At 61.2% G+C, this 12,736-nt stretch carries 13 protein-coding genes; 2 read left to right on the top strand and 11 right to left on the bottom strand.

Going from position 1 to position 12,736, the window contains the following annotated elements; genetic code table 11:
- Positions 1 to 215: 215 nt before the first annotated feature.
- Complete coding sequence (locus ACMKFF_RS06385; protein ID WP_419496421.1) at positions 216 to 1,499, top strand: O-acetylhomoserine aminocarboxypropyltransferase/cysteine synthase family protein; 1,284 nt, start codon at positions 216 to 218, stop codon at positions 1,497 to 1,499.
- Positions 1,500 to 1,544: 45 nt separating this feature from the next.
- On the opposite strand, the gene pnuC is transcribed toward ACMKFF_RS06385, so the two are convergent.
- The 10 genes from pnuC to ACMKFF_RS06335 all read right to left on the bottom strand — a co-directional run bounded on the left by pnuC (position 1,545) and on the right by ACMKFF_RS06335 (position 12,065).
- Positions 1,545 to 2,240 (bottom strand): nicotinamide riboside transporter PnuC, encoded by a 696-nt coding sequence (pnuC, locus tag ACMKFF_RS06380; protein WP_419496420.1) that lies wholly within the window; start codon positions 2,238 to 2,240, stop codon positions 1,545 to 1,547.
- Positions 2,241 to 2,549: 309 nt separating this feature from the next.
- Positions 2,550 to 3,704, bottom strand: a complete 1,155-nt coding sequence (gene dnaJ, locus ACMKFF_RS06375; protein WP_419496419.1) for a molecular chaperone DnaJ — start codon at positions 3,702 to 3,704, stop codon at positions 2,550 to 2,552.
- A gap of 86 nt (positions 3,705 to 3,790) precedes the next feature.
- Positions 3,791 to 5,620 carry a molecular chaperone DnaK gene (gene dnaK, locus ACMKFF_RS06370; protein WP_419496418.1) on the bottom strand — a complete coding sequence of 610 codons (1,830 nt, stop codon included), beginning with the start codon at positions 5,618 to 5,620 and terminating at the stop codon, positions 3,791 to 3,793.
- A 45-nt stretch (positions 5,621 to 5,665) separates the two neighbouring features.
- The gene (locus ACMKFF_RS06365; RefSeq protein WP_419496417.1) at positions 5,666 to 6,229 is read right to left on the bottom strand and encodes a nucleotide exchange factor GrpE; all 564 of its coding nucleotides are present in this window, start codon (positions 6,227 to 6,229) and stop codon (positions 5,666 to 5,668) included.
- Between the two features lie 3 nt (positions 6,230 to 6,232).
- A complete protein-coding gene (gene hrcA, locus ACMKFF_RS06360) occupies positions 6,233 to 7,309 on the bottom strand; it encodes a heat-inducible transcriptional repressor HrcA (RefSeq protein WP_349134459.1) in 1,077 nt (358 codons plus the stop codon).
- A 921-nt stretch (positions 7,310 to 8,230) separates the two neighbouring features.
- Positions 8,231 to 9,151: a translation elongation factor Ts gene (tsf, locus tag ACMKFF_RS06355; RefSeq protein ID WP_367927794.1), complete on the bottom strand. Its 921-nt coding sequence runs from the start codon at positions 9,149 to 9,151 to the stop codon at positions 8,231 to 8,233.
- A gap of 83 nt (positions 9,152 to 9,234) precedes the next feature.
- Positions 9,235 to 9,963 (bottom strand): 30S ribosomal protein S2, encoded by a 729-nt coding sequence (gene rpsB, locus ACMKFF_RS06350; RefSeq protein WP_349134474.1) that lies wholly within the window; start codon positions 9,961 to 9,963, stop codon positions 9,235 to 9,237.
- 198 nt (positions 9,964 to 10,161) lie between these two features.
- Positions 10,162 to 10,440 carry a PRC-barrel domain-containing protein gene (locus tag ACMKFF_RS06345; RefSeq protein WP_349135249.1) on the bottom strand — a complete coding sequence of 93 codons (279 nt, stop codon included), beginning with the start codon at positions 10,438 to 10,440 and terminating at the stop codon, positions 10,162 to 10,164.
- 68 nt (positions 10,441 to 10,508) lie between these two features.
- Entirely contained in the window at positions 10,509 to 11,282 is a 774-nt protein-coding gene (gene sigG, locus ACMKFF_RS06340) for an RNA polymerase sporulation sigma factor SigG (protein ID WP_419496416.1), read from the bottom strand.
- A gap of 237 nt (positions 11,283 to 11,519) precedes the next feature.
- Positions 11,520 to 12,065: a tetratricopeptide repeat protein gene (locus ACMKFF_RS06335; protein ID WP_419496415.1), complete on the bottom strand. Its 546-nt coding sequence runs from the start codon at positions 12,063 to 12,065 to the stop codon at positions 11,520 to 11,522.
- A gap of 45 nt (positions 12,066 to 12,110) precedes the next feature.
- Between ACMKFF_RS06335 and ACMKFF_RS06330 the strand changes: the two genes are divergently transcribed.
- Positions 12,111 to 12,446, top strand: coding sequence for a hypothetical protein (locus ACMKFF_RS06330; protein ID WP_419496414.1), 336 nt, complete (start codon positions 12,111 to 12,113; stop codon positions 12,444 to 12,446).
- A gap of 19 nt (positions 12,447 to 12,465) precedes the next feature.
- Here the strand turns inward: ACMKFF_RS06330 and ACMKFF_RS06325 are convergent.
- Positions 12,466 to 12,736, bottom strand: a 271-nt coding sequence (locus tag ACMKFF_RS06325; protein WP_419496413.1) for a hypothetical protein, incomplete at its 5' end; no start/stop codon positions are given.

Below are 12,736 nucleotides of genomic sequence, written 5' to 3'. Positions count from 1 at the left end.
GTTCTTTGCAGCAGAACGAATGCTGGGCTCCCGGGCAGAAGAACTGGCCGGGCGTGCTGCCATGCGCGGAGCATGCCGTGAGTGAGGAGCCGCACTCCATGACCGTTTCTCTGACCGGGAGCTGTTTTCAGCCCCGGCTTTTTTGTTGCCGGAATACCGGCGGACGGAAAAATCCCGTCCATACGATCTGAAAGAATCACAAAGGAGACATCCCCATGAGCTATCATTTTGAGACCCTGCAGCTTCACGTCGGACAGGAGCAGCCCGATCCCGCCACCGGCGCGCGCGCCGTGCCCATCTACCAGACGACATCCTATGTGTTCCGCGACTGCGCGCAGGCTGCGGCCCGCTTCGGCCTGACGGACGCGGGCAACATCTACGGCCGCCTGACGAACTCCACGCAGGACGTGCTCGAGCAGCGCGTGGCGGCCCTTGAGGGCGGCGTGGCCGCTCTGGCCACTGCCTCCGGCGCAGCGGCCGTCACCTATACCATTCAGGCGCTTGCGCGGCAGGGCGACCACATTGTCGCGCAGAAGACGATCTACGGCGGCACCTATAACCTGCTGGCACACACGCTGCCGCAGTACGGCATCACGGCGACGTTCGTGGACGCGCACGACGCCGCAGCGGTCGAGGCGGCCATCCAGCCGAACACCCGCGCCGTCTATCTTGAGACGCTGGGCAACCCGAACTGCGATATTCCGAACATCGAGGCCATTGCCGCCGTCGCCCACCGCCACGGCCTGCCGCTCGTCATCGACAACACGTTCGGCACGCCCTACTGGGTCAAGGTCATCCCGCTCGGCGCGGACATCGTCGTCCACTCCGCCACGAAGTTCCTCGGCGGCCACGGCACGACGCTCGGCGGCATCATCGTCGACGCCGGTACGTTCGACTGGGCGGCCAGCGGCAGCTATCCGCAGCTTGCTGCACCGAACCCCAGCTATCACGGCATCTCGTTCGTGCAGGCCGCGGGCAAGGCAGCCTTTGTGACCTACGTCCGCGCCATTCTCCTGCGCGACACCGGCGCGACCATCTCCCCGTTCAACGCCTTCCTGCTGCTGCAGGGCATCGAGACGCTCTCGCTGCGCCTCGACCGCCATGCGGAGAACACGAAGAGAATCGTCTCGTGGCTGGCGGCGCACCCGCAGGTCGCGCGCGTCAACCATCCGTCGCTGCCGGACCATCCGGACCACGCGCTGTATCAGAAGTACTTCCCGAACGGCGGCGGCTCCATCTTCACCTTTGAGATCGCGGGCGGCGAGGCCGAGGCGCACCGCTTCATCGACCACCTGCAGATCTTCTCCCTGCTGGCCAACGTCGCGGACGTCAAGAGCCTCGTCATCCACCCGGCCACGACGACGCATTCCCAGCTCACGCCGGAGGAGCTGCTCGATCAGGGCATCCGCCCGAACACCATCCGCCTGTCCATCGGCACGGAGCATGCCGATGACCTCATCGCCGACCTCGAGGCGGGCTTCGCCGCCGCAAAGGGCTGATAGAAAGGAAAATGGCGCGCTGCGGGACCCGCAGCGCGCCGGTTTTTATGCAGTTTGGGCCATATGGCGCTCGCGCTTTTTCCAGCTGAGAAAGCCATAGAAGTCATGGAACAGGAAGATGCCGAAATTCACCGCCACGGGGATATAGGCTGGGTCCTCGCACGAGGCCAGCACCCACAGCACGACGAGCACGATGTCGTTCGCCGCGTAGCCGAGGCCATAATACGACGAGCGGAGCATGGTCAGGGCGGCCGCGAGAAAGCTCGTGGCGACGGACAGGATGCTGAAGCCGAGGTTCGGCGTATCGAGCGCCGCCAGCAGCCAGCCGAACAGGGCCGTCACCGCGACGGTGGCCAGCACGAGCAGGGTCAGGTCGCGGCCGGTCAGGCGGCGGATGGCCACGGCGCTGCCCACCTCGTGCGCCGTGTTGCGCCGCCACGTCACGGCGGACCAGACCGCCATGGGCAGGCTCATGCCGAGATAGGTGAGCATCTCGCCCCAGTAGCGAAAGCGGCAGGAGATGGCGCCGTAGAGCAGGCAGAACACGATCATGAGATACTGCGCGAAGACCTGCCCCTTGGCCGCGAGCATCAGGGCCGTCACGCCGGTCAGGGCGGCGATCAGCGTCAGCGGGTCAACGTCGCCGCCGAGAAAGTTGGACACGGCCACAACGGCCAGCGAACCGAGCCAGAGCGCCCAGTCTCTGGCCCGCATGGAAGCAAACGGGTTATTCAAATTCAAAGATCGATCCTTTCTGTCGTGATTCGGTCAAACGGATCGCCCGGACCACGGGTCAGGGATCTGGATGCTTCTGCCGTTCAGGGTCATCGATTTTCTCCCGGAAAAAGCGGCCGCATTACAGCGGCCGCATGGTAATTTTTTGCATATGGCAACACCGCACAATTCAGCGAGAGCATTCGGCGAGAGATTTTTTGTCGAGACGAGATTTGGAAAGTGCAGATGTACTTTGTGTACATCAAACTTTCCAAACCGATGGGTCGGCGAAAAATATCCGACGAAGGCCGAAGATGCAATTATGCGGCGTTGCCCTTATTTGTCGAAGGCGTCCCGCAGCTTTTCAAAAAACTTCTTTCGTTTTGGCTGTGCGCTTTCGGAAGTCGCCTCCTCGAACTTGCGCAGCAGATCCTTCTGCTCGCGCGTCAGGCGGGTCGGCGTCTCCACGACGACGGTGACATATTGGTCGCCGCGGCTGCGCCCGTTGACATAAGGGATGCCCTTGCCCTTCAGGCGGAACGTCGTGCCGGTCTGCGTGCCCTCGCCGATCGTATAGCGGACCTTGCCGTCGAGCGTCGGCACCTCGACCTCCGCGCCGCAGGCAGCCTGCGTAAACGTGATGGGCATCTCACAGTAGACATCCTGCCCCTGTCGCGTGAACAGCGGGTGGCTGCGGACGCTGACCGTGACCATCAGGTCGCCGTTCGGGCCGCCGTTGAGGCCGGTGTTTCCCTCGCCGCGCACGCGCAGCGTCTGGCCGTCGTCGATACCGGCGGGGAACTTCACCATCAGCTTGTGGCTGCGGCGCACCTTGCCCTTGCCCTTGCAGCGGCTGCACGGGGTGCGGATGATCCTGCCGGTGCCGCGGCAATCCGGACAGGCCGCCGTGGACTGCATGGTCATGCCCATGAAATTCTGCTGCGTGCGCACGGAGCCCGTGCCCTTACAGCGCGGGCAGGTCTCGGCGCTCGTGCCGGGAGCTGCGCCGCTGCCGTGGCACTGGTCGCAGTCCTCCACGCGAGAGACCGTGACCTCCTTCTCCGCACCGAAGGCCGCCTCTTCAAACGTCAGCTCAACGCGCGCGCCGATGTCGTCGCCCTGCATGGGGGCGCTGGCGCTGCGGCGCGTGCTGCGGCCGCCGCCGCCGAAAAAGCTGCCGAAAATATCGCCGAGGTCGCCGAAATCGCCGAATCCTGCCCCGCCGAACGGGCTGCCGCCCGCATTCGGGTTGAAATTCGGGTCGACACCCGCGAAGCCGTACTGATCGTAGCGCGCGCGCTTATCCGGATCGGAGAGCACCTCGTTGGCCTCGTTGATCTCCTTGAATTTTTCTTCCGCGCCCGGATCGTGGTTCACGTCCGGATGATACTGCGCGGCAAGCTTGCGGTAGGCGCGCTTGATATCGGCGTCCGTCGCATCCTTTTTGAGGCCAAGGACCTCATAATAATCTCGCTTGTTCTCATTTGCCATGCTGCTCACCTCTCCTGATACCCTTTCGGGCGGCCGACGCAGGGCAGGCGGTGGCCGAAGCCGCCGCCTGCCGCATACATTCGTCCTTAATCCTTGACTTCCTCGTAGTCCGCATCGACTACGCCGTCGTCATGGCCGCCGTTGTTCGCTGCACCGCCGTTGTTGGCCTCGCCCTGCTGCGGGGTGGCCTGCTGATACAGCTTCTCGGAGATGGCGTAGAACGCCTTCTGCACGGCGTCGGTCGCGGCCTTGATGGCCTCGATGTCGTTGCCCTTGTTCTTCGTCTTCAGATCCTCGAGAGCGGCCTGCACAGGCGCCTTCTCGGACTCGGAGACCTTGTCGCCAAGCTCGTTCAGGGTCTTCTCCGTCTGGTAGATGACCTGATCGGCTGCGTTATGGGTATCGACCTCATCCTTGTGCTTCTTATCCTCAGCGGCGAACTGCTCGGCCTCCTTGACGGCCTTGTCGATGTCCTCCTTGGAGAGGTTGGAGGAAGCGGTGATGGTGATGTTCTGCTCCTTGCCGGTGCCGAGGTCCTTTGCGGAGACATTCACGATGCCGTTGGCATCGATGTCGAAGCTGACCTCGATCTGCGGCACGCCGCGGGGCGCCGGAGCGATGCCGGTGAGCTGGAACTTGCCCAGCGTCTTGTTGTAGGCAGCCATTTCACGCTCGCCCTGCAGGACATGGACCTCAACGGAGGTCTGGCCGTCTGCAGCGGTGGAGAAGATCTGGCTCTTGTGCGTCGGGATGGTGGTGTTGCGATCGATCAGGCGGGTGAACACGCCGCCCATGGTCTCGATGCCGAGGGACAGCGGGGTGACATCCAGCAGGACCATACCCTTGACGTCGCCGCCAAGGACGCCGCCCTGGATGGCCGCGCCGACAGCCACGCACTCATCGGGGTTGATGCCCTTGAAGCCTTCCTTGCCGGTGATGCTCTTGACAGCCTCCTGCACGGCCGGGATACGGCTCGAGCCGCCGACGAGCAGGACCTTGCTCAGGTCGCTTGCCTTCAGACCGGCGTCTGCCATGGCCTGACGGACGGGCTTTAGCGTATCCTGCACGAGGTGGGCCGTCAGCTCATTGAACTTTGCGCGCGTCAGCGTGACATCCAGATGCTTCGGGCCGGTGGCGTCCGCCGTGATATACGGCAGGTTGATGGTGGAGCTCGTCACGCCGGACAGCTCGATCTTCGCCTTCTCGGCAGCTTCCTTCAGGCGCTGCATGGCAACCTTATCGCCGGAGAGGTCGATGCCCTCGGCCTTCTTGAACTCGGCAACAAGGTAATCGATGATGCACTGATCGAAATCATCGCCGCCGAGGTGGGTGTTGCCGTTCGTGGCAAGGACCTCGATGACGCCGTCGCCGATGTCCAGAATGGAGACATCGAACGTGCCGCCGCCCAGATCATAGACCATGATCTTCTGCGAGGATTCCTTATCGACACCGTAGGCCAGTGCAGCGGCCGTCGGCTCGTTGATGATACGCTTGACCTCCAGGCCGGCGATCTTGCCTGCGTCCTTCGTGGCCTGACGCTGAGCGTCGTTGAAGTAAGCCGGGACGGTGATGACCGCTTCGGTCACAGGCTGGCCCAGGTAAGCCTCGGCGTCCGCCTTCAGCTTGCGCAGGATCATAGCGGAGATCTCCTGCGGGGTGTACTTCTTGCCGTCGATGTCGACCTTATAGTCGGTGCCCATGTGGCGCTTGATCGAAGAGATCGTGCGGTCTGCGTTCGTAACGGCCTGACGCTTTGCGACCTGACCGACCATACGCTCACCGGTCTTCGAGAATGCAACAACGGACGGAGTGGTGCGATTGCCTTCGGCATTCGCGATAACGACGGGCTCGCCGCCTTCCATCACGGCGACACAGGAATTCGTCGTGCCAAGATCAATACCAATAATTTTTCCCATAATTCAAATCCTCCCAAAGAAGTAACTTAGAAGTAACTTACTGATTTAATTTGCGACCTTCACCATGGCGAAGCGGATGACCTTATCGCCGTGGGCAAAGCCGGTCTGGAAAACCTCTGCGATGACGTTTTCCCTGAGGCTCTCGTCCTCGATGTGCATCACGGCATTGTGGCGCTGCGGATCGAAGGTCTCGCCCGCTTCGCCGAAGGGCTTGATGCCCAGCGCGTCGAGGATCTTGACAAGCTCTGTCAGGGTCATCTCCACGCCCTTTTTATAGGCCTCGTCTGCGGTCTCGTGATGCAGGGCCCGCTCGAGGTTATCATAGACGGGAAGGAACTTCTTCACCGTATCAGCAACGGCATCCTGATAGATGCCGTCCTTTTCGCGCTGCGTGCGCTTGCGGAAGTTGTCATATTCTGCAGCCAGCCGCAGAAACTGATCGTGCTCCTGCGCCTGCGCGGCCTTGGCCTGCTCCAGCGCATCGGGCTGTTTGGACTCGGCCTTTTGCTTGGAGCCTTCCGGCTGCTTCGGCGCTTCCGCCTGCTTGGCGGCCTCCGGAGCGGCAGGCTCCTTCTCGTTCTTTTCGGGTTCTTCGTGTTTCTTTGCCAAAATTTATTCCTCCTCCTTTGCCTCGTGCACCTCCGGCTTCGGGGCCGCGGGCAGCTCCGGCTTGCCGAACATCCGGCCAAGCCCTTCGGCAAAGTAGCTTAATCGTGCGGTGATCTGTGCGTAATCCATGCGCTGCGGGCCGACCACACCGATCATGCCCTGCATGCCGTCGCCGATGTCAAAGCGCGTCACGACGACGGAGGTATCCTTCAGCTCCTGCGCAACGTTTTCCGGGCCGACGAGGATCTGAACGGGGCTGTCCGGATCGAGCCGGGCGGGCAGGTTGGAGAGCGTGTCTTCATCCAGTGCGCCGAGCACCTCCTGTGCCTTGGTCAGGTCCTGATATTCCGGCTGGCCCAGCAGACGGTTCTGCCCGGTAAGGTAAATTTCCGAGCGATGAGCCTCCTCGAGCACATGCGTCGTAAAATCGACGATGACGGGCACGAGGCTCGCTGCGGCGCCTGCGCTGCGCGTCACGCGGTTCATGACCTCTGGCGTGAAGCCGGAGGCGGGAAGCCCGGTGAGGCTCGCATTGAGCACGGCGGACAGGAGCTTGAGGTCCTGCTCCGTCACATGCAGCGGCAGCTTGATGAGGCGGTTCTTGACGTTTTCATCGGACGTCATGACCACGAGAATGAAGCTCCCGGCGTCCGCGAGGATGATCTCGAAATGGCGGACAGTCACTTCCCCGGCCGGAGCCGTCATGGTATAGGCCGGGAGGTTCGTCAGCTTGGAGACGAGCTTGCCGACCTGGCTCATGGCCTTGTCCAGCTCCTGCATACGCGATTCCATGGCCTGATTGATGCTCTGCGTCTCGTCGACGGAGAGGCGGTAATCCTGCATCAGACGGTCGATGTAGAAGCGGTAGCCCGCGGGGCTCGGGATGCGCCCGGCCGACGTGTGCGGCTGCTCCAGAAAGCCGAGCGTCGTCAGCTCGGCCATTTCGTTGCGGATGGTCGCAGAGGAGAAGTTCATGTCCGGCAGCGCGGCGATCGTCTTGGAGCCGACCGGCTCTGCGCTGCGGATGTAGAGGTCGACAATGGCCTTCAGAATCTTCTGTTTGCGCTCCGAAAGCTCCATGGCTTTGACCTCCTTGTTTTCCTTTAGCACTCCGTACCCCTGAGTGCTAAGCTAACTATACCCCCCAAACGCAACTTTGTCAATACCCAAACGGAAGTTTTTTTTGAACGTTTTGTGAACCCTCCCACAGCGACAGCTTTCCCGCATTTCCGGGGATGCATACCCGGATATTTGGACGGCTCGGCTGCAGCGGCGCTCCCTGAGCGCCTAAGGCAGTTGCAGGTAGTACAGCAGCAATTCAGCGGCGCGAGGCCCCCAAGTTTGTCATTGCGAGGAGGCCGCAGGCCGACGTGGCAATCTCGGGCAGGCAGTTGCGATTTCGCCGATAGCTTTCCTGTGATTCTGCCGGGTACTGCGAGATTGCCACGGGCGCAAAGTGCCCTCGCAATGACAAACTTGGAGGCATTGCACATTCGCCGGGAATGCCTCCATATTTGCAACTGCCCATGGCGCTCACTGAGCGCCGCTACAGACGCAATCGGTGCATACCATTTTAACGGTGGCCTGTGCGAATCGCCAGTGCCTTCTCGAGATTGCCACGGGCGCAAAGCGCCCTCGCAATGACAAATCTGGGGCCATTTCCATTTTAACAATAGTCTGTTCGGGTCGGCAGCGTACCGCCGGGAGCGGCATGCCGCTCCCCTACAAAATAGAAAAATCCCGCCAGGAGACCCGGCGGGATGCAGACTGTCAAAAAAACCTGCCCAGCCGAAAATTTCGGAGGGAAGAAAAGTGTGAAAGGAAACCGTCAGGGTGTCCTTTCGCGTCAAATAACCCGCCGCAGCGGCAGAATTGCAAAATCATGCTGCAAAATTTGATTTTGCAATTCTGGAAGCAGCTTGGCGAAAAAGTCCAAAGGGACTTTTTTGACAAGCTGAATCCCGCCGGGAGACCCGGCGGGATAAGCTGTGCGATCTTGAATTACTTTGCCAGACCGGCAGCGGCGGCGACTTCAGCGGCGAAATCGTCGACCTTCTTCTCGATGCCCTCGCCCTTCTCAAAGCGAACGGCGTCGACAAACTTCACGGAGCCGCCCAGCGCCTTGGCAGCGCTGTTCATATACTGCTCGACCGTGACGCTGCCGTCCTTGACGAACGCCTGCTGCAGGAGGCAGTTCTCCTCGAAGAACTTGTTCATCTTGCCGGCGGCGATCTTCTCCTTGACCTGCAGGGGCTTGGAGGCCATCTTCTCGTCGTTGTCCATCTGGGCGACGAGGATCTTCTTCTCTTCTGCGAGCACGTCTTCGCTGACCTGGCTCTTATCCCAGAAGCGCGGGTTCAGAGCGGCGATCTGCATGGCGATATCCTTGCCGATCACGGTCGCGTCGATGCCGCCGGAGACCTCGAGGTTGACGAGGACGCCGATCTTGCCGCCCGCATGGACGTAAGCGACGCTGAAGTTCTCCGGGAAGCGGGCAAAGCGGCGGATCTGGATGTTCTCGCCGATGACCATGACCTTCTCGGGGATCATCTCGCCGACGGTCAGCTCGGAGCCGGGGTACTTGCAGTTCTTCAGGGCCTCGATGTCTGCGGGAGCGTCCGCAGCGACGACCTTGGCGATATCCTTGACAAAATCGACGAACAGCGGGGTCTTGGAAGCGAAGTCGGTCTCGGCATTGACCTCGACGACGACGCCGACGCCGTTCTCGACGGTGGCGTAAGCCATGCCCTCGGCAGCGATGCGGCTGGACTTCTTGGCGGCCTTCGCCAGGCCCTTTTCGCGCAGCCACTCAATGGCCTTGTCCATATCGCCGTCATTCTCGGACAGTGCCTTCTTGCAGTCCATCATGCCGACGTTGGTCATTTCACGCAGTTTCTTGACATCAGCAGCAGTAAATGCCATGGTTATATCCTCCTGTATCTTCTGTTTCGAAAAAACGCCCGCCGCACGCGGCGGGCGTCTGGTTTCCAATGAACCGGATGGGATTATTCGGCAGCAGCCTCGGCAGCCGGAGCGGCCTCGGTGTTGGCCTCGCCCTGACGGCCTTCCTGCACGGCGTTAGCCATAGTGGCGACGATCAGGCGGATGGCGCGGATGGCGTCATCGTTGCCGGGGATGACATAGTCGATCTCGTCCGGGTCGCAGTTCGTATCGACGATGGCGACGATGGGGATGTGCAGCTTGCGGGCCTCGGCGATGGCGTTGCGCTCCTTGCGGGGGTCAACGATGAACAGGGCGCCGGGGAGCTTCTTCATGTTCTTCACGCCGCCGAGATACTTCTCGAGCTTGGCGATCTCGCCCTCGTGCTTGATGACTTCCTTCTTGGGGAGCATGGCGAACGTGCCGTCCTCCTGCATCTTGCGCAGCTGAGCCAGACGGTCGATACGGGTGCGCATGGTCTTGAAGTTCGTCAGCATGCCGCCGAGCCAGCGGGCGTTGACATAATACTGATCGACGCGCTCCGCCTCTTCCTTGATGGCGTCCTGCGCCTGCTTCTTCGTGCCGACGAACAGGATGTTCTCGCCGTTGGCGGCAAGATCACGGACGAAGTTGTAGGCCTCTTCGATCTTCTTGACGGTCTTCTGCAGATCGATGATATAGATGCCGTTGCGCTCCGTGTAGATGTACGGAGCCATCTTGGGGTTCCAGCGTCTGGTCTGATGACCAAAGTGGACGCCTGCTTCGAGCAGACTCTTCATAGATACGACTGCCATTTTGTGTTTCTCCTTTTTGTTTTGACCTCCAGTCCGTTCCTCTTCCCCGTCCACCGCCGAGGCGGCACTGGGACGGAGCATCCCGGGCTGTGTGGGTTCTGAATTTGCGGGCCTTTGCCCACGCCGTACTATTATACAGGAGGAAGTTTCAGTTTTCAAGCGTTTTTTGCGAAAAACTGGTCCGATTTTTCCGATTTCTCAGAAAAATTCCTTCTTCCGGCGGGGACAGCGGGTCTTATCCAGCTCGGACTCAATGAGAATAATGTCCGCGCCGACACGGCGGACCTGCTCCCACGGGATAACATAGTCATCGCGGCGGCCAAGCAGGCCGAACAGGCGGCACGGCACGGGCACGACGAGCGCGGCCACGCGGCCGCACTTCAGATCGATGACCACGTCCGACACGCAGCCGAGCCTGCAGCCGTCGCAGATATTGATGACCTCGCGGCAGCGCAGCGAGGAAAACCGGTCTTCCATCGGATCACCTGCCCCATTTCGTCTGCCACACTCTATGCGGCGGCGGAACGGAATATGCAGGATATCCACTAGCAGATCGCTTTCCGAAGTGTACGGATGGCATTCTTCTCCAGCCGGGAGACCTGCGCCTGCGAGATGCCGACCTCGGAAGCGACCTCCATCTGGGTCCGGCCGTCGAAAAACCGCAGGGCCAGAATGCGTTTTTCCCGCTCGCCGAGCGTGGAGATGGCCTCGCGCAGCGCGATGCGCTCGACCCACTGCTCGTCGGTATTCTTCGTGTCGCGCACCTGATCCATAACGGTCAGCGGATCGCCGCCATCCGTGTAGACCGGCTCATAGAGCGAGACGGGCACGGAAATGGCGTCCATGGCCGTATTCACGGTCTCAAGCGGCAGCTCCAGCCGCTGTGCCACCTCCTCGAGCGTCGGCTCGCGCGACTGCTCGGCCTGCATGGCCTCGCGGCACTGCAGCACGCGGTAGGCCGTGTCGCGCATGGAGCGGCTGACGCGGATGGCGCTGTTGTCGCGCAGATAGCGGCGGATCTCGCCCGCGATCATCGGCACGCCGTAGGTGCTGAAGCGGACGTTGAGATTCACGTCAAAATTGGCGATGGCCTTCAGGAGGCCGACACAGCCGACCTGAAACAGGTCGTCCGGATTCTCCCCGCGCCCGAGAAAGCGCTGGATGACCGACAGCACGAGGCGGAGATTTCCCTCGATGAGGCGCTCGCGCGCCGCCTGATCCCCCGCCTGGCTGCGCCGCAGCAGCTCCACCATTTCGTCGTTTTTCAGCGTTTTCAGATGCGCCGTATTCACGCCGCAGATCTCCACCTTGCCCTGCATGGCTCCGTATCCTCCGGTCGTTTTACTGTTCCCATCAAACGGGAATAGTCACAGTATTTCCCGACAGGCGGATTTGATACCAGCAGGCAAAAAAACGGAGAGCTCAGTCCTGCAGCTGAGCTCCCTCAGAATGTTAAAAAAGCTTCGCAGAGTTTGCGCTCGCAAGCGCAAAAAAGTGGAAATCATTTTCTCCGGCGGCATGTACGTCGAAGAAAATACCCTATTATAATATTATAATTATAATTGTTCGCGCAGGCGGGCGATGTCGCGCCGGACGCTGTCGGCCGTCTCGCCCTCCGTGAAGCTCCACTCCGTGCGGTAAAGCTCCAGCTGCTCCTCCCGCGCAGCGATGGCCCCGGCGGTGTCGCCCCGCAGCTCGCGGAGAATGGCCAGCGACTCCAGCGCGTCGACATAGCGCGGCGGGGCCTGCTGCGTCAGGGCGCGGCGGTAATAGCGCTCTGCCGCGTCATAGTCCTGCAGCTCCGCCGCCAGATCGCCGAGCGACAGGCTGACGAGCCATTCGTCCGGGAATCGCTCCTCCATCTCAGCCCAGCAGGCACGCGCCTCTTCCATGCGCCCCTCGGCACGCAGAATTTTCCCGCGGTAGAGCGGCACGCGGTAGCTGTCGTCCACGCGGGCCATTTGGACAAGATAGTCCCGCGCCTCCGTCAGGCGGCCGTCCGCGATGAGGTCGTCGAGCAGCCAGAGGTAGCCGCGCGGGTAATCCGGGTGCGCCGCGACGAATTCGCGGTAATAGGCGATACGCAGGGCGTGATTGTGCACGCACCAGTCGCCAAACGTGCCGCCGGTCGCCTCGCAGAGCTCGCTGTGGGCGTCCTTCTCCGTCGGGCTGACGGCAAGCGCCTGCCTGGCATATTCCGCCGCCAGCGCGTGGTGCTGCTGCGCCTGATGGTTGTGCAGCTGGGCGCGCAGGCACCAGCAGCGGCCGGGGCGGTAGCCCGCCTCGATGCGCGACTGCAGAAAGCGCTCGGCCCGCTCCAGCTCGGCCTGCGGCAGCAGGCGGCTGTCCCAGATCTGGTTCTGGATGCGGTCGAGCTCGTTGTCGTCCGTCAGGCAGAACAGCTCGTCGAGCGTGACGCCAAAGAAGATGGCGATGTCCGGCAGGAGCTGGATGTCCGGCGTCGTCGTGCCGGTATCACATAGTTAAAGATATTGATGTCATTTAATCAATTTTGCCGATAAAGCGGTAGAAGATTTCTACCTCCTGTTCCCGGCTTCCGTCCTCACCTTTGACCGCTTCATTTTGATGAAGTTTACACTTTGGTAATTGCATTTTTGCAATCATTCTGTATAATGGAAGTGTGTGGAGTAGGTGCGTATCTATGGCTTTACCCGGAACACCCGGACAGCGGATTTCCGATTTATGCAACGGGAACCATATCACACAAAAGGAACTTGCAGAGAAGATAGGCGTTTCCGCTTCCCAGTTGAGC

Source organism: Faecousia sp., from assembly GCF_048519415.1.
Taxonomy (GTDB): Bacteria; Bacillota; Clostridia; order Oscillospirales; family Oscillospiraceae; genus JAZOXB01.
Note: the sequence above shows the minus strand (reverse complement) of the source record. Positions and strands in the feature narration are given on the sequence as shown.

Excerpts from the sequence above, each read along its gene's own strand:
- hrcA (WP_349134459.1), bottom strand. The coding sequence starts at position 7,309 with ATGGAGCTTTCGGAGCGCAAACAGAAGATTCTGAAGGCCATTGTCGAC.
- sigG (WP_419496416.1), bottom strand. The coding sequence starts at position 11,282 with ATGCAGGGCAAGGTGGAGATCTGCGGCGTGAATACGGCGCATCTGAAA.
- tsf (WP_367927794.1), bottom strand. The coding sequence starts at position 9,151 with ATGGCATTTACTGCTGCTGATGTCAAGAAACTGCGTGAAATGACCAAC.
- rpsB (WP_349134474.1), bottom strand. The coding sequence starts at position 9,963 with ATGGCAGTCGTATCTATGAAGAGTCTGCTCGAAGCAGGCGTCCACTTT.
- dnaJ (WP_419496419.1), bottom strand. The coding sequence starts at position 3,704 with ATGGCAAATGAGAACAAGCGAGATTATTATGAGGTCCTTGGCCTCAAA.
- dnaK (WP_419496418.1), bottom strand. The coding sequence starts at position 5,620 with ATGGGAAAAATTATTGGTATTGATCTTGGCACGACGAATTCCTGTGTC.
- ACMKFF_RS06385 (WP_419496421.1), top strand. The coding sequence starts at position 216 with ATGAGCTATCATTTTGAGACCCTGCAGCTTCACGTCGGACAGGAGCAG.
- ACMKFF_RS06345 (WP_349135249.1), bottom strand. The coding sequence starts at position 10,440 with ATGGAAGACCGGTTTTCCTCGCTGCGCTGCCGCGAGGTCATCAATATC.